General features: G+C 64.4%; 15 protein-coding genes and 2 pseudogenes. 5 read left to right on the top strand and 12 right to left on the bottom strand.

Annotated features, from left to right (window positions below):
- Window positions 1-11: 11 nt before the first annotated feature.
- Window positions 12-1,897 (bottom strand): annotated as a pseudogene (dnaG, locus tag KZO24_RS06025) (DNA primase).
- A gap of 23 nt (window positions 1,898-1,920) precedes the next feature.
- Window positions 1,921-2,374: pseudogene (locus KZO24_RS06030) on the bottom strand (GatB/YqeY domain-containing protein).
- A 183-nt stretch (window positions 2,375-2,557) separates the two neighbouring features.
- On the opposite strand from KZO24_RS06030, the gene carA reads away from it, so the two are divergent.
- The 4 genes from carA (at window position 2,558) to greA (ending at window position 8,217) form a co-directional block, all read left to right on the top strand.
- Entirely contained in the window at window positions 2,558-3,724 is a 1,167-nt protein-coding gene (gene carA, locus KZO24_RS06035; protein ID WP_271183274.1) for a glutamine-hydrolyzing carbamoyl-phosphate synthase small subunit, read from the top strand.
- A gap of 146 nt (window positions 3,725-3,870) precedes the next feature.
- Complete coding sequence (locus KZO24_RS06040) at window positions 3,871-4,257, top strand: hypothetical protein (RefSeq protein ID WP_271183275.1); 387 nt, start codon at window positions 3,871-3,873, stop codon at window positions 4,255-4,257.
- A gap of 46 nt (window positions 4,258-4,303) precedes the next feature.
- The gene (gene carB / locus KZO24_RS06045; RefSeq protein ID WP_271183276.1) at window positions 4,304-7,627 is read left to right on the top strand and encodes a carbamoyl-phosphate synthase large subunit; all 3,324 of its coding nucleotides are present in this window, start codon (window positions 4,304-4,306) and stop codon (window positions 7,625-7,627) included.
- 113 nt (window positions 7,628-7,740) lie between these two features.
- Window positions 7,741-8,217, top strand: a complete 477-nt coding sequence (gene greA / locus KZO24_RS06050) for a transcription elongation factor GreA (RefSeq protein ID WP_008828706.1) — start codon at window positions 7,741-7,743, stop codon at window positions 8,215-8,217.
- Window positions 8,218-8,281: 64 nt separating this feature from the next.
- Here the strand turns inward: greA and KZO24_RS06055 are convergent, their stop codons facing one another.
- The 5 genes from KZO24_RS06055 to KZO24_RS06075 all read right to left on the bottom strand — a co-directional run bounded on the left by KZO24_RS06055 (window position 8,282) and on the right by KZO24_RS06075 (window position 10,430).
- The gene (locus tag KZO24_RS06055; protein ID WP_008828705.1) at window positions 8,282-8,503 is read right to left on the bottom strand and encodes a DUF4170 domain-containing protein; all 222 of its coding nucleotides are present in this window, start codon (window positions 8,501-8,503) and stop codon (window positions 8,282-8,284) included.
- Window positions 8,504-8,640: 137 nt separating this feature from the next.
- Entirely contained in the window at window positions 8,641-9,192 is a 552-nt protein-coding gene (locus KZO24_RS06060) for a hypothetical protein (RefSeq protein WP_271183277.1), read from the bottom strand.
- A gap of 18 nt (window positions 9,193-9,210) precedes the next feature.
- Window positions 9,211-9,513 (bottom strand): hypothetical protein, encoded by a 303-nt coding sequence (locus KZO24_RS06065; protein ID WP_271183278.1) that lies wholly within the window; start codon window positions 9,511-9,513, stop codon window positions 9,211-9,213.
- An 18-nt stretch (window positions 9,514-9,531) separates the two neighbouring features.
- On the bottom strand, window positions 9,532-9,915 hold the full coding sequence (locus KZO24_RS06070; protein ID WP_271183279.1) for a phage holin family protein: 384 nt from the start codon (window positions 9,913-9,915) through the stop codon (window positions 9,532-9,534).
- Between the two features lie 35 nt (window positions 9,916-9,950).
- Window positions 9,951-10,430, bottom strand: coding sequence for a DUF883 C-terminal domain-containing protein (locus tag KZO24_RS06075; protein WP_271183280.1), 480 nt, complete (start codon window positions 10,428-10,430; stop codon window positions 9,951-9,953).
- A gap of 176 nt (window positions 10,431-10,606) precedes the next feature.
- Between KZO24_RS06075 and eno the strand changes: the two genes are divergently transcribed.
- Window positions 10,607-11,893 carry a phosphopyruvate hydratase gene (gene eno, locus KZO24_RS06080; protein WP_271183281.1) on the top strand — a complete coding sequence of 429 codons (1,287 nt, stop codon included), beginning with the start codon at window positions 10,607-10,609 and terminating at the stop codon, window positions 11,891-11,893.
- A 115-nt stretch (window positions 11,894-12,008) separates the two neighbouring features.
- Here eno and KZO24_RS06085 read toward each other — a convergent pair whose 3' ends face one another.
- From KZO24_RS06085 to KZO24_RS06105, 5 genes are all read right to left on the bottom strand, one after another.
- Window positions 12,009-12,572, bottom strand: a complete 564-nt coding sequence (locus KZO24_RS06085) for a helix-turn-helix domain-containing protein (protein ID WP_008828699.1) — start codon at window positions 12,570-12,572, stop codon at window positions 12,009-12,011.
- A gap of 182 nt (window positions 12,573-12,754) precedes the next feature.
- Entirely contained in the window at window positions 12,755-12,919 is a 165-nt protein-coding gene (locus KZO24_RS06090) for a hypothetical protein (protein WP_271183282.1), read from the bottom strand.
- A gap of 342 nt (window positions 12,920-13,261) precedes the next feature.
- Entirely contained in the window at window positions 13,262-13,684 is a 423-nt protein-coding gene (ribH, locus tag KZO24_RS06095; RefSeq protein ID WP_271183283.1) for a 6,7-dimethyl-8-ribityllumazine synthase, read from the bottom strand.
- 1 nt (window position 13,685) lies between these two features.
- Complete coding sequence (gene ribB, locus KZO24_RS06100) at window positions 13,686-14,999, bottom strand: 3,4-dihydroxy-2-butanone-4-phosphate synthase (RefSeq protein ID WP_271183284.1); 1,314 nt, start codon at window positions 14,997-14,999, stop codon at window positions 13,686-13,688.
- Between the two features lie 57 nt (window positions 15,000-15,056).
- The gene (locus tag KZO24_RS06105) at window positions 15,057-15,860 is read right to left on the bottom strand and encodes a crotonase/enoyl-CoA hydratase family protein (protein ID WP_271183285.1); all 804 of its coding nucleotides are present in this window, start codon (window positions 15,858-15,860) and stop codon (window positions 15,057-15,059) included.
- Window positions 15,861-15,938: the final 78 nt, after the last annotated feature.

Consider the following 15,938-nt stretch of genomic DNA (forward strand, 5'->3'; position numbering starts at 1 on the left):
TAATTATACAATCACGACGCATGTCTGGTTGCCATTTGCCTGAGACGGCTATCGAATTCCAGCTTTCTCTTCAGCAGTCGCTGCTGTTCGGCGAATGCCGAGTCGGAAAGCTCTGATCTGAACCGCGCCGTTGCTTTTGCCAGTGCCGCTTCGAGTACTGGTCGCTCGACGAGGAGGTCGATCGCCTGGGCCAGTTCGGCTGCCGCCTGTTCCTCGCTCGTTTCGGGAATCAGGAAGCCGAATCTAAGCCCTGCGTACTCGGCGGCCTTGGGTTGCACCAGGCCGTTGTCTCGCAATATGGTGGCGAGAACCTCGGTTTCAAGCGCGTCTGCGGCGCCGCAGCAGTCCACCAGTGTCTCGAAGCGCGGATCGAGACCGGGGGTGCGGGCGAGCGCTTCCGCGTGGCGCGCAAGTTGCGCGGGCCAGCGAATGAGCCCGGCGATGATCGCGGCGGAGAGCGCATCGCGGGTGCCTGCGCCTGCGAATCGGGTGTTCAGGCGCTCGATCGATTCGGGCGAGGAGGGGCAGGGCTCGGCTTGCCGTTCCACTTGCCGCTTCCGCGCTGGTTCTGGCGGGGCTGGAAGTTTCCGCCACCACCTTGCCCTCCACCCTGTTGCCAGCGATTCTCCCGGCGCGGGAAGGCGAATTCGGAATAGCGGTCCTGCAGTTCGCGGCGGTAAAGTCCGGCGATGTCGGGGTGCTGGATCGTCTCGACGTGGGCCATCAAACGGGCCTTGAGACCGGCCTTGTCCTCGGGCGTGTTGAGCGGCACGGCGTCGCGCTCGGCCTCCCACAGCACTTCGACGAGGGACTTCGCCTCGCCGAGAATGTCCTCCATCGCGCGGGAGCCGCGCTGCTTGATGAGGTCGTCGGGGTCCAGCCCCTCGGGCAGGCGGACGATCTGCAGGGAGTGGGCAGGGCGCAGCAGCGGCAGCGCACGGGTGATCGCGCGCATCGCCGCGCGCTGGCCGGCGGCGTCGCCGTCGAAGCACAGGGTCGGCGTCTCGACATGGCGCCAGAGCATCTCGATCTGGTGCTCGGTCAGCGCAGTGCCCAGCGGCGCGACGGCATCGGCGATCCCGGCGGCGGCCAGCGCGATGACGTCCATGTAGCCCTCGACCACCACGATCCGCCCCGACTGGCGCGCGGCGGGCGCGGCGCGGTGCAGGTTGTAGAGCGTGCGGCCCTTGTCGAACAGCGGGGTATCAGGCGAGTTGAGGTACTTGGGCGCATCGGTCTTGCCCTTGGTGAGGATGCGGCCACCGAAGGCGATGACCCGGCCGCGCGCATCCTCGATGGGGAGCATCAGGCGGCCGCGGAACCGGTCGTAGGGATCGCGCTCCTCCACCGCGATGCGCAGGCCTGCCTCGATCAGCATGGCTTCGGGGAAGCGGGAGAGGGCCTCTTTCAGCGCCTGCCGCCCCTCGGGCGCATAGCCGAAGCCAAAGCGCTGCACGGTATGCGCATCGAATCCGCGCGTGGCGAGATAGGCGCGCGCCGCCGCGCCTTCTGCGCCGGACAGGCTGGCCTTGAACCACTCCTGCGCGGCGGCCATCACGTCGTGCAGGCTGTCGCGCTTCTCCGCCGCGCGGGCCATCTGCGGATCGGGTGCGGGGACGTCCATCCCGGCCTCGGCCGCCAGGTCCTTGACCGCGTCCATGAAGGCGAGGCCCTGATGATCGGTCATCCAGCGGATCGCATCGCCATGCGCGCCGCAGCCGAAGCAGTGGTAGAACCCCTTCTCGTCGTTGACGTAGAAGCTGGGCGAGTTCTCGTTATGGAAAGGGCAGCAGGCCCGGTGTTCGCGCCCCGCCTTCTGCAGCCGCACGGAGCGGCCGATCAGCGCGGAAAGCGCGGTGCGGGACCGGAGCTGGTCGAGCCATTGAGGGGTGAGCACGAGACCTGCCGCCTGTCAGCAAATCAGGCCAGCGCCGCCTTCACCCAGCCGCTCGCCTTGGTCATGTCGAGCACGGTGCCGTGGCGGGCCTTCAGTTCGCCCATGACCTTGCCCATGTCCTTCATGCCCGATGCGCCGGTTTCGGCCTTGATCGCCTCGATGGCGGCCATGGTTTCTTCCTCGGACAACTGGGCGGGGAGGAAGGTTTCGATCACTTCCAGCTCGGCCTGTTCCTCGGCGGCCTTTTCGGGGCGGCCGCCCTGCTCGAACAGGGTGATCGATCTCGCGGCGCTGCTTCACCATCTTCTGCAGCACGTCGATCACCAGCGCATCGTCGTCGGGCACGGTGTCGGCGGTGCGCAGTTCGATGTCGCGGTCCTTGATCTTTGCAAGGATGAGGCGGACAGTGGCGAGGCGCTGCTTCTCACCAGCCTTCATGGCGGTGATCTGCGCGGCCTTGATCGAATCACGAAGCATGGGTTTTCCTGCAAATGAACTGAGTGAACGGGGTGGTGCGTGTGGCAAAGCTAGCAACCTGCGCGCCGATTTGCACGTGTGCGCCCAAATTGCACCCCCACACCTTGACGCGGTGCACAACCCTCTCTAGCGGCCGCGTCTTAGCACACAACGTTAGAAACGCCGTCAACGGAGCGACCCACCATGGCCGACGCCGCATCTTCGCTTGCGCCCAAACCCGAAGGGGCAACGGGCGTTCTGGTTCTCAGCGACGGACACGTCGTTTGGGGACGTGGTTTCGGTCATGTCGGAGAGTCCGTGGGTGAAGTCTGCTTCAACACCGCGATGACCGGCTACCAGGAAGTCATGACCGACCCGTCCTATGCGGGCCAGATCGTCACTTTCACTTTCCCGCACATCGGCAATGTCGGCGTGAACGAGGAAGACCTCGAATCGCTGGTCGATGGTGCCGTCGGCTGCGTCGTCCGCGAGGACGTGACGCTGCCTTCGAACTTCCGCTCCGCAGGCGGCTACGGCGAGTGGCTGGCGAGCAAGGGCAAGGTTGGCCTCTCGGGCGTCGATACCCGAGCGCTGACCCGCCGTATCCGCAGCGCAGGCGCGCCCAACGCCGTCATCGCCCATGATCCCGAAGGCAACTTCGACATCCCCGCGCTCATCAAGCGGGCGCAGGGATGGCCGGGCCTCGAAGGCATGGACCTTGCCAAGCTGGTCAGCCGCGAAATCCAGCAGGGCTGGGAAGGCTCGACTTGGACACTCGGTGAGGGCTACGGCACTGCCGACGGCGAGACCCGCCCGCACGTCGTCGCGATCGACTACGGCGCCAAGGACAACATTTTCCGCAATCTCGTGAAGGCTGGCGCGCGCGTCACCGTGGTTCCGGCCGAGGCTTCGCTGGAAACCATCCTGTCGCTCGAACCCGCTGGCGTGTTCCTCTCGAACGGCCCCGGCGACCCGGCGGCGACCGGCGCTTATGCCGTGCCCGTGATCGCGGCGCTGCTGGAGCGTGACATGCCGGTCTTCGGCATCTGCCTCGGTCACCAGATGCTCGGCATCGCAGCGGGCGCGAAGACAGCCAAGATGTTCCAGGGCCATCGCGGCGCCAACCATCCGGTCAAGCGCCATGCCGACGGCGTGGTCGAGATCACCTCGATGAACCACGGCTTTGCGGTGGACAACACCTGCCTGCCGGACAATGTCGAGGAAACCCACGTCTCGCTGTTCGACGGCACCAACTGCGGCATCGCGATCAAGGGCAAGCGCGCTTTCGGCGTCCAGTACCACCCCGAGGCGAGCCCCGGCCCGCAGGACAGCTTCTACCTGTTCGAGAAGTTCGTGGGTATGCTCGGCTGATGGTCGCAGCGGGTCAGGCTCCCTTGGCGGTGTTCGCGCCGTCCCACGCATCGGCGATGATTGCCGGTGCGGCCAAGGGAGCTTTCGACCCGGCCCGGCGGATTGCCTATGCATCCAGGCACCTCATAACAAAGAAGGTGCCTGAAATGACTAGCGCAATGTCCGCTCTGATCGACCACATGATCGCCTACTACGTCGCCGGGCCGGCGTCCGAACTCTCGGTCGCGCCGCGCTTCTATCCTTACGGCGAGCTTCAGCTCATCTTCGAGGACAAGGTCTCCGTCGCCGTCCGCAAGTTCGGCCCGAAAGTGCGCAAGCACTCCAAGGAAGCCGGCAAGGCCTTCATCGATCGCATGATCGAGACGGGCGCCTGGTCGACCAACCAGGGCGAGTACGGCGGCTCGATGCACCAGTTCCAGGCCGACCGCTTTCGCGAAGTCATTCGCGCGGAGCAGGACGCCAACCCCATCATCCAGAACGCGAAAGCCGATCCCGACTATTGGGAAAAGGCTTTCGGCGATCTGGTGGCATAAGCCACCGGGTCGCATTACAAGACACACAGGACACCCAGGAAAGCCCATGCCAAAGCGCACCGACATCTCCTCGATCCTCGTAATCGGCGCGGGGCCCATCATCATTGGTCAGGCCTGCGAGTTCGACTATTCGGGCACTCAGGCGATCAAGGCGCTGAAGGAGGACGGTTACCGGGTGATCCTGGTGAACTCGAACCCCGCCACGATCATGACCGACCCGGACATGGCCGACGCCACTTACGTGGAGCCGATCACCCCCGAGGTCGTCGCGCGCATCATCGAGAAGGAGCGGCCCGATGCGGTGCTCCCGACGATGGGCGGCCAGACCGCGCTCAACTGCGCGCTGGCACTGTTCAACGACGGCACGCTGGAGAAGTTCGGCGTCCAGATGATCGGCGCCGACGCCGACGCGATCGACAAAGCCGAGGATCGCCAGCGCTTCCGCGACGCGATGGACAAAATCGGCCTCAACTCGGCGCGTTCGGGCGTGGCGCATACCTTGGACGAGGCTTTCGCGGTGCTTGAGCGCACCGGTCTGCCCTCGATCATCCGCCCCAGCTTCACGATGGGTGGCACCGGCGGCGGCATCGCCTACAACAAGGCCGAGTTCGAGGCGATCGTGCGCTCGGGTCTCGATGCCTCGCCGACCACCGAAGTGCTGATCGAGGAATCGCTGCTCGGCTGGAAGGAATACGAGATGGAGGTCGTGCGCGACCGCCATGACAACTGCATCATCATCTGCTCGATTGAGAACGTCGATCCGATGGGCGTCCACACGGGCGACTCGATCACCGTCGCCCCGGCGCTGACGCTGACCGACAAGGAATACCAGATCATGCGCAACGCCTCGATCGAGGTGCTGCGCGAGATCGGCGTCGAGACTGGCGGTTCCAACGTCCAGTTCGCGGTGAACCCCAAGGACGGCCGCCTGATCGTCATCGAGATGAACCCGCGCGTGTCGCGTTCCTCGGCGCTGGCCTCGAAGGCCACCGGCTTCCCGATCGCGCGCGTCGCCGCCAAGCTGGCGGTCGGCTACACGCTCGACGAGATCATGAACGAGATCACCGGCGCGACGCCCGCCGCGTTCGAGCCGACCATCGACTACGTCGTCACCAAGATCCCGCGCTTCGCCTTCGAGAAGTTCAAGGGCGCCAAGAACGACCTCACCACCGCGATGAAGTCGGTCGGCGAAGTCATGGCGATCGGCCGCAACATCAAGGAATCGATGCAGAAGGCCCTGCGCGGCCTCGAAACCGGCCTTGACGGCTTCAACCGCGTGCCCGCGCTGGAAGGCGCTGGCCGTGACGTCATCACCGCCGCTCTTTCGCGCGCCACGCCGGAACGCCTGCTGCACGCCGCGCAGGCGTTCCGCGAAGGCTTCACCGTGGACGAGATCCACGCGATCGCCCACTACGACAAGTGGTTCCTGCGCCACATCGAGGAGATCATCGCCGAGGAAACCAAGATCCTCGCCGAAGGTCTGCCCAACGATGCGGCGGGCATGCGCAAGCTCAAGGCCATGGGCTTCTCCGACAAGCGCCTTGCCACGCTGGCGGTGCGTTCGGTCGGCGTCGCGGGCGGTCTGGGCGAGACCCAGGCCAAGCGCTCGGGCCTGCTGCATGACGCGCTGCGCGCCATGGCGGGTGCCACCAGCGAGAAGGAAGTGCGCCAGCTTCGCCGCAAGCTGGGCGTCGTCCCCGTTTTCAAGCGCATCGACAGCTGCGCCGCCGAGTTCGAGGCGGTGACGCCCTACATGTACTCGACCTACGAGGCCCCGATCTTCGGCGAGCCCGAGGACGAGGCCATGCCGTCCGACCGCAAGAAGATCGTGATCCTCGGCGGCGGTCCGAACCGGATCGGGCAGGGCATCGAGTTCGACTACTGCTGCGTCCACGCCTGCTTCGCCTTGTCCGAAGCCGGGTACGAGACCATCATGGTCAACTGCAACCCCGAGACGGTTTCGACCGACTACGACACCTCGGACCGTCTCTACTTCGAGCCGCTGACTGCCGAGGACGTGCTGGAAATCCTGCGCGTGGAACAGCAGAGCGGCGAACTCGTCGGCGTGCTGGTGCAGTTCGGCGGCCAGACCCCGCTCAAGCTGGCGCAGGCGCTGGAAGACGAGGGCATTCCGATCCTGGGCACCTCGCCCGACGCGATCGACCTTGCCGAAGACCGCGAGCGGTTCTCGGCGCTCGTCGACAAGCTGGGCCTCAAGCAGCCCGCCAACGGCATCGCCCGCAGCCGCGACGAGGCGGTGAACGTCGCCAATCGCATCGGCTACCCGGTGCTGATGCGCCCCAGCTACGTGCTGGGCGGCCGCGCGATGGAGATCGTCGACAGCGAGCAGCAGCTCGACGACTACATCACCACCGCCGTGCAGGTCTCGGGCGACAGCCCGGTCCTCATCGACCAGTACCTGCGCGACGCCATCGAGTGCGACGTCGATGCCCTGTGCGACGGCGAGCGCGTCGTCGTGGCAGGCGTCATGCAGCACATCGAGGAAGCGGGCATCCACTCGGGCGACAGCGCCTGTACCCTGCCGCCTTACAGCCTGCCGCCCGAGATCATCGCCGAGATGGAGCGTCAGGCCGAAAAGCTGGCGTTCGGCCTCAACGTCAAGGGCCTGATGAACATCCAGTTCGCGGTGAAGGACGGCGAGGTCTACCTCATCGAGGTCAACCCGCGGGCCTCGCGCACGGTGCCGTTCGTCGCCAAGGCGCTGGGCCAGCCGGTCGCCAAGATCGCTGCGCGCGTCATGGCGGGCGAGAAGCTGGACACCTTCCCGCCGTTCAAGCGCGACCTGCCGTACATGGCGGTCAAGGAAGCCGTGTTCCCCTTCAACCGCTTCCCCGGCGTCGATCCGGTGCTCAGCCCCGAGATGAAGTCCACCGGCGAAGTCATGGGAATCGATAGCGATTTTGCCCGCGCCTTCGGCAAGGCGCAGCTTGGCGCCGGCATGAAGCTGCCGGTGGAGGGCACCGTGTTCGTCTCGGTCAAGGACAGCGACAAGCCGGTGATCCTGCCTGCGGTGAAGACGCTGATCGAGCAGGGCTTCCGCATCCTTGCCACCAGTGGCACGCAGAAGTACCTGGCCGAAGCGGGCCTGCAGGTCGATCTCGTCAACAAGGTAGCCGAGGGCCGTCCGCATATCGTCGACAAGATCGTCGATGGCGAGATCGCGCTGATCTTCAACACCACCGAAGGCTGGCAAAGCCTGGTGGACTCCCAGTCGATCCGCGCCTCGGCGCTGACCGGCAAGGTTTCGATCTTCACCACGGCGGCGGCCAGTGTCGCTGCGGCGGAGGCGATCGCGACAATTCGCGGGAGCAAACTTGAAGTGCGATCGTTGCAGGACTACTATAGCTGAAATCGATTTGCCTTCCCCCACATCGCAGCAGATCGGCCCCGCCCGCCTAGGGCGGGGACAGGAAATTAGTCGCAAGACCTTTGGGGGAAGGCCGCAGGAGGAAATGAATTAGAATGGCAAGTGTCGAAAAGCTGCCGATGCTCGCGGAAGGTTACGAGCGGATGACCGCGGACCTCAAGGCGCTGCGCGATGAGCGTCCGCTCATCGTCGACGCCATCGAGGAAGCGCGTGCCCACGGCGATCTTTCGGAAAACGCCGAGTACCACGCCGCCAAGGAGCGCCAGGGCCAGGTCGAGGCGACCATCGCCGACCTCGAGGATAAGATCACGCGCGCGCAGATCATCGATCCCGCGACGTTGTCGGGCGACAAGATCATCTTTGGCGCCACCATCACCCTTCTCGACGATGATGAGAAGCCGGTGAAGTACCAGATCGTCGGCCCTTACGAAGCGGACGCGAAGGTCGGCCGCATCAGCTACAACTCGCCGCTCGGCAAGGCGCTGATCGGCCGCAAGGTCGAGGAAGAGATCGAAGTGACCGTCCCCTCGGGTGACAAGTTCTACTTGGTGCAGAAGATCGAATTCATCTGATCCTCTCCGCTTCAGGATAAAGAAAAAGGCCGGCGTTTCCGCCGGCCTTTTTCGTTTCCGCTGCTCAGGCTGCCGGCAGTTCCGGCTCGAGCAGGCGATGAAGATGCACGATCACGTACTTCATCTCGGCATCGTCGACGGTGCGCTGCGCTGCCGATTTCCAGGCATTCTGGGCCTCGGCGAAATCGGGATAGACACCGACAAGGTCGAGAGCCTTGAGGTCGGTGAATTCGAGGCTGCGCGGATCCTTGACCCGGCCGCCCATTACAAGGTGAAGCTTCTGCATGGGAGAGTGCCGCTTTCCTGCTGGTTGGGAGATAAGCGGCCTATAATTTTGGAGAGGTCAAGGAGCAAGTGCACAAGACGCACCTTGATCGCGCAGTAAGCGAAAAGGTGCGCCGTTAGCTGAAATTCACGAGCCGTTTACGATCTGACACGCTTCTTGAGGTCTTCGGCCATGTGCAGCACCTTAGTCGAGCGGACAGCCGCTGCGTCTCCAAGGCGGTTGGCGGTGTCGGCAGCCGCATCGCCAAGCCTGCTGGCTCGGCGGGCAGTCGCACGGCCGAGGGCACTTGCGGCGCCTACTGCAGCCAGGCCGTACTTTTCGAGATTGAGAATGGCCAGATCGCCGGCCTTTTCAGCGCTGTCCGCGAACTTCGAGGCCTGCTTGCGCGCATCGATGCCGATGTCGTGCGCCTTGTCGCCCGCCTTGCGGCCGAGTACGACGCTGGCGGTGCCGGCTGCCTCCGCGAGGTCCAGCGTGCGCGCGACGATCCGCCTGCTGACGCGGCGCGGCAGGAGGGCGCTCACCGCGACGCCGACGGCGACACCGCCTGCGACGGTCAGTACCGGGTGCCTCTTGACGAAGGCGATGACTTTGTCAGACGGCGTAGGCTCGGCGATCTTCGCGGGCAGGGCGACGACGTTTGCGCCTTTACCGGCAGCGATCGGGGTGGACGACTCGGTCTTGCTCACCTGGCGTTCCTTCTTTGGTCAAGAGACCCGGTCGCGCACGCTGTCCAACAGGCGCTGCGCCAGGTCGATAATGGGATTACGCAAAAACCAAAGCACGAGCGCTGCCAAGGTTCCGCCGATTGCGGCGGGATGCTCCTCGACCACGGCAACGGCCTCATCGAACATCAGCTTCGCCTGATCGAGCGCTTCATCAGCGATCCGGCCGCCGATCCCGCGCTCGTCCATGTCGGCCTTGAAGGCCTGGTAATGTCCGTCGAACTTCGCCTTCGCGGCGTCGCGCGCGGCCCGGTCCGCCAGAACCTGCGCTGCCTGATTGCCCATTCGAGCCCCCGTTTTAGATCAATGGTCCTGAGAACCGCCCGCGATACGCAGCATTCGGCGCAGCCGTGCGTGCGCACTCCAGGCCCCGAATGCGGCAAGCGCAAGCAATACCAGCGTGACGACCGCCATCGCGCCCCACAATCCGAGCAGCGGCCCGAGGGCAATCACCGTGCCGACCACGAAGGCCATCGCGGCAAAGAACACCAGCACCGCCGCCACCACGAGCAGCATGACGATAGTGCGCGTTTCCGACCCGACATATGCAGCGCGCGACTTTTGAAACGCGAGTTCAGCCTGCGCAAAAACCTTCGCTTCATCCGCCAACTGACGCAGATCCTGCGCCAGCGACAGATTCTCGTAATCCTCGGCCGCAGGGGCGAGGGTGGGTGTGGTGTCCTGCATTCTCTCAGGAGGTCAGCTCAGGCGCCGAAGCGCCTTCACTTGCCCCTGAACAGGCGGGAAAGCACGAAGCCGGTCGCGGCCGCGATGCCGAGTGCCTGCCACGGGCTGTTGCGCACGAACGTCTTGGCATCCTCGCCAATATCTTCGATCGACTTCTCGTCCAGCTTGGCTCCGGCGTCGGCCAGCGACTTCGATGCGCTGCGGGCGTAATCGCCGTACTTCACGCCGACCTTCTCGTCGATCAGGGCGGCATTGTCGTCGATCAGCTTGGAGACGCCGACGATCGCCTGACTGGCCTTGGCCTTGCCTTCCTCGGCATAGCCGGCGGCCTTGATCTTGGCATCGGCCGCGAAGGCGCTGGCCTTGTCCTTGGCTTCACCGCTGCGGGTCTTGCATTCGCTCGACACTTCACCGGCGAAAGCCTGTGCACCGGCCTTGGCTTCCTCGACCGCCTTGGAGAAGTGATTCTTGGCGCTTTCGGTGCCGTTTCCGGCGGAGATGGTGGGTTCGACCATGCGATTATCCTTCCTTGTCTATCCTTGGCGCGAATTGGCATCATAAGCCATGTGCGGACAGAGTAACACAACTTGTCGTTCCTTGCTGCAACGCAACTTGTCACGCGAAGTTCCCCTGCTAAGACCGCCTCCGGACGGATGGCGCGTAATGCGCCCGCTTGAGGAGAACCGCAGACATGACCGCGATCATCGACATTCACGGACGGGAAATCCTGGACAGCCGCGGCAACCCCACCGTGGAGGTGGACGTCCTGCTGGAAGACGGCAGCTTCGGCCGCGCGGCAGTGCCCTCGGGCGCATCGACCGGCGCCCACGAAGCGGTGGAACTGCGTGACGGCGACAAGAGCCGTTATCTCGGCAAGGGCGTGCTCAAGGCCGTGGATTCGGTCAACGGTGAGATCGCCGAGGCGCTCGTCGGGCTCGACGCCGAAGACCAGCGCGACCTCGACCTCGCCATGATCGAACTCGACGGCACGCCGAACAAGGCGCGCCTCGGTGCCAACGCCATCCTCGGCGTCAGCATGGCCGCCGCGAAGGCCGCCGCCAATGCGCGCGGCCTGCCGCTCTACTCCTACGTCGGCGGCGTTTCGGCGCATGTCCTGCCGGTGCCGATGATGAACATCATCAATGGCGGCGAGCATGCCGACAACCCGATCGACTTCCAGGAATTCATGGTCATGCCGGTCGGCGCCTCGTCGCTGGCGGAAGCCGCGCGCTGGGGTGCGGAAATCTTCCACACGCTCAAGAAGGGCCTGCACGAGAAGGGCCTCGCCACCGCCGTGGGCGACGAGGGCGGCTTCGCGCCGAACCTTGCCAGCACCCGCGATGCGCTGGACTTCATCATGGCCTCGATCGAGAAGGCAGGCTTCAAGCCGGGCACCGACATCAAGCTCGCGCTCGACTGCGCCTCGACCGAGTTCTTCAAGAACGGCAAGTACGAGATCAGCGGCGAGGGCCTGAGCCTGTCGCCGGTGGCCTTCGCGGACTACCTTGCCGACCTTACCGAAGCCTATCCGATCATCTCGATCGAGGACGGCATGAGCGAGGACGACTTCGAGGGCTGGAAGGCGCTGACCGACAAGATCGGCCACAAGGTGCAGCTGGTGGGCGACGACCTGTTCGTCACCAATCCTGCGCGCCTGACCATGGGCATCGAGAAGGGCCTGGCGAACTCGCTGCTCGTCAAGGTCAACCAGATCGGCACCCTGACCGAGACGCTCGAAGCCGTCTCGATCGCCAACCGCAACGGCTACACCGCCGTCATGTCGCACCGCTCGGGCGAGACCGAGGACGCGACCATCGCCGACCTCGCCGTCGCCACCAATTGCGGCCAGATCAAGACCGGCTCGCTGGCCCGTTCGGACCGGCTCGCCAAGTACAACCAGCTCATCCGCATCGAGGAAGAACTGGGCAAGGCTGCGCGCTATGCGGGCCTGAGCGCGTTCGGTCGCCTGAGCGCCTGAACCTGAAGTGTCGCGGGTGATCGGCGCCGGGGAAATGGCGCCGATCACCCGCTTCCTCCGCACGGCGACCAGCCTGTCCCCCATGGGGCGAAGAGGTGGCTGGAGGCCGATCGCCTCAGCGTGCGGCGACGCTGTCCCTTGCGGTATCGTCGATCAACACGACGGAGCGGGATGCGGAGGCGAAGTATTCGAGCATCGCGGCATAGCCCCGCGCGCTCAGTTTGACGTAGACCCGGCGCGCGTCCCCGGGATCGGCCTCCCGTACGAGGTGCCCCTGCTTTTCGAGAATCGCGATCCAGCGCAGCGCCGTCGTCGAAGGGACGGCGGAGCCGATGCATGCGCTCGTCACCGAGACGCGGCGGCGCTCCTTGGCAGCGATGAACAGATCGAGCAGTATATCCCAGGCGGGTTCGCCGAACAGTTCTTCCGAGCGGAAAATCTTGGTGCGCCGCCGCCGGTCGTCGTAAGTCTGGCGGGCGAGTTCCACCCAGATCGGGTGATCCTGACTCGCCGTGCCCTTGGGTTCACGGGCTTCCCCGGTGATGGCGAGGCTTTCCAGTATCGCCGAGGGACTCTCTCCGATCTCCAGTTCCCGCGCCATTGCCAGAAGTTCATTGGCGATTCCGATCAGCCGGATCGCTTTCGCCCGATTGCGCATCAACTGGTCCGTGTTCTCCATCGAATAGGATCGCCTGATGCGGGCCGCGCGACTTCCTTCGCGAAAGTCATCGCGGCAATTGTGCCCATCGTTGCGAGAAAAGCAGCAGCGCTCAGCAGGTTATGATCTGCAGTCGCCGCTGTGTTGCTTGATCCGCCACGGACAAATCATAGGCAAACTTCCGAGGAAACGTCTCGCGCAGCTTAATCCGTATCGGACGCTTTACGCGGAATGCCGAATTCCCGGCATAAGGATTCGATGGCAGCTTCGAGGTGGGCGGCAGCGACCATTGCACCGATCTCTTCCAGTTGGCCGAGGTGCATCTCCAGATCGGCGGCCAGCGACTTCGCGATTGCGTCCTTGTTCACCCAAGCGTTCTCCAGCGGGAGGAACCAGTGCGTTCTCCCGGACCCGATACCACGAGCCATGGTTTGCGACCCGCCGGTTTGCCCGGCGTCAGTTGTTTCAGGTTATACATCCGTTTTCGAGCAAAATCGGAGCGACCTGCTCACGAACTACACGACGGACGATAATTGAAAACCGCGAATTCGATGATGTCCTGTAAGTGAACATTATAAAATTGGCGATTAACCGCAGGAGAATTGCGCTGATATGAATGATTTTGAAAGGACTTAAGTGTAATTACTTATTCAATCGGTCACGCGATGCCCTCGGATTATCCGTCGCAGGCATCGCGTGACGATTGGTTTTCAGGCGCCGAAGCGGCCCTTGAGGTCGTAAAGGGCGATAGCTGCCTTGGCTGCCTCGCCGCCCTTGTCCTTCTGTGCTGCATCGGCGCGGACGAGGGCCTGTTCTTCGTTCTCGACAGTCAAAATGCCGTTGCCGATGGCGATGCCGTCCATGGTCAGCGCCATGATGCCGCGGGCCGATTCGCCGGCGACGATCTCGAAGTGATAGGTTTCCCCGCGGATGACGACGCCGATAGCGACGTAACCGTCATAGTCCCCGGTGGCATCGGCCAGCGAGATGGCGGCGGGAATTTCCAGCGCGCCCGGCACCGTGATGACTTCGGCTTGATGGCCTGCTGCCTTGAGCGCGGCCTTGGCGCCCGCGATCAGCATGTCGTTGAGATGGTCGTAGAAACGCGCCTCGATGATGAGGAAACGGGCCATGTCAGTTCGATCCTTCGCTGGTCGGGGCGATGATGGGCCGCTCGCCGACGATGTTGAGTCCGTATCCTTCGAGCGCAACCAGCGAATGGTGCGTGTTGGTCAGCAGGACCATGTCGTGAATGCCCAGTTCCGCCAGGATCTGCGCGCCCACGCCGTAGTCCCTCAATTCCTCGAGGTCCGGGGTGCCGCCATTGCGGAACTCCTGCTTGATGTCCATCACGCGCGACATCAACTTGTTCATCGGACGGTTGATGACCACGATCACGCCCGAACCCTCCTCGCCGATCATTTCCATCGAGCGATGCAGGAGGTCGCCGCGATCGCCGGTGTCCTCGCCGAAGATGTCGGCGAAGAAGGATAGCGTGTGCATGCGCACAAGGGTCGGCTTCGACGGGTCAATGCGACCCTTGACAAGCGCCACGGTCTCATCGCCGGTCGCGCGGTTGAAGTACGAGCGGGCCACCCAGTCGCCGCCATGGCGCGAGTGGAAGCTGATCTCGTTACGCTTCTCGATCATGCGGTCGTGCTTGCGGCGATAGGCGATGAGGTCGCGGATCGTGCCGATCTTCAGGTCGTGCAGGCGTGCGAAGCCGATGAGGTCGTCCATGCGGGCCATGGTGCCGTCCTCCTTCATGATCTCGCAGATCACGCCGGAAGGGTTGAGCCCGGCGAGGCGCGAAATATCGACCGCCGCCTCGGTGTGCCCGGTGCGGACGAGCACGCCGCCGTCGCGGGCGCGCAGCGGGAAGACGTGGCCGGGCGTGACGATGTCGTCGCGCGTCTTAGTGCCGTCGATGGCAACCGAGATGGTGCGCGCACGGTCGCCTGCCGAGATACCGGTGGTAACGCCTTCGCGCGCCTCGATCGAGATGGTGAAGGCGGTCTCATGACGCGTGCCGTTATGGCTGCTCATCAGGTTGAGGCCGAGTTCGTCGACGCGCTGGCTGGTGATCGCGAGGCAGATCAGGCCGCGTCCATGCGTCGCCATGAAGTTGATCGCGGCCGGAGTCGCCATCTGCGCGGGGATGATGAGGTCGCCCTCGTTCTCGCGGTCCTCATCGTCGACGAGGATGAACATGCGGCCGTTGCGGGCCTCGTCGATGATTTCCTCGATCGGTACGAGCACTTCGCGCTCGTCGTTCGAGAAAAGGACGCGCTCCAGCTTGCCAAGGGTTTCGGCAGTGGGGTTCCAGTCATCCTCGGTGCAATCGCGCAGCGTATTGGCGTGGAGGCCGGCGGCGCGCGCCAGGCTGGACTTGCTCATTCCGCCCTCGGTTACGAGCTTGCGGACCTTGTCGATCACATCGGTAGCCATTGTGGTGTTCAATCTCACATTTCAGTGTGATCGAAATAGGCGCGCCTCACATTCGGATCAAGAGCCTTTGAATTGCGGTGGCCGCTTTGCGAGAAAAGCGGCGACGGCTTCCTCGTGGTCGGCCGTGGCGTGGGCGGCGGCCTGCATGGCCGAGGCCATCTCCAGCAGCGTGGCAAGGTCCGCACGGCGGCCTTCCCAAAGCAGTCGCTTGGTCATCCGTACCGCGTGCGGTGGATTGGCAGCGATGCGGCGGGCGAGGGCGCGGGCGGCGTCGAGAAGTTCGGCATCGGGCACCACGCGGCTGACAAGGCCGCAAGCCAGCGCCTCGGCGGCGTCGATCAGATCGCCGGTGAGCGCCATCTCGGCGGCTTTCGACCAGCCGATCACACGCGGCAACAACCATGAGCCGCCGTCGCCAGCAATGAGGCCAAGCTTGACGAAGCTCTCCGCGAACTTCGCGCTCTCGCCGGCGATGCGCAAGTCGCACATGCAGGTGAGGTCGCAGCCCGCGCCCATGGCAGCACCGTTGACGGCGGCTATGATCGGCACTTCCAGCGCCGCGAAGGCGAGCGGGAGCCGCTGGATGCCGCGCTTGTAGGAAAGACGCGTGGCGGCGGGAGACCCGGCGTTGAGGGTGCCGCCGGGCTTCATCTCGTTGATGTTGCCGCCGGAGGAAAAGCCCTTGCCCGCGCCGGTCAGGATGGCGACACGGGCCTGCGGGTCCGTCTCGAGCCGGGCGAGGGCGGCGAGCAGGGCCTCGATGACCTCGGCGTCGGAGATCGGGTTGCGCAGTTCGGGGCGGTTGAGCGTGAGGAGGACGATGCCCTCCTCGTCGATTTCGTACAGCACCGCATCGCTCATCGCCTGTCTTCTTCCGTCCTGTCGCGTCGAAAGCTCAACCTAAAGACCGGCAGCGGTCCCGGATCAAGTCCGGGACGA

Source organism: Novosphingobium sp. NFX11 (genome assembly GCF_057376415.1).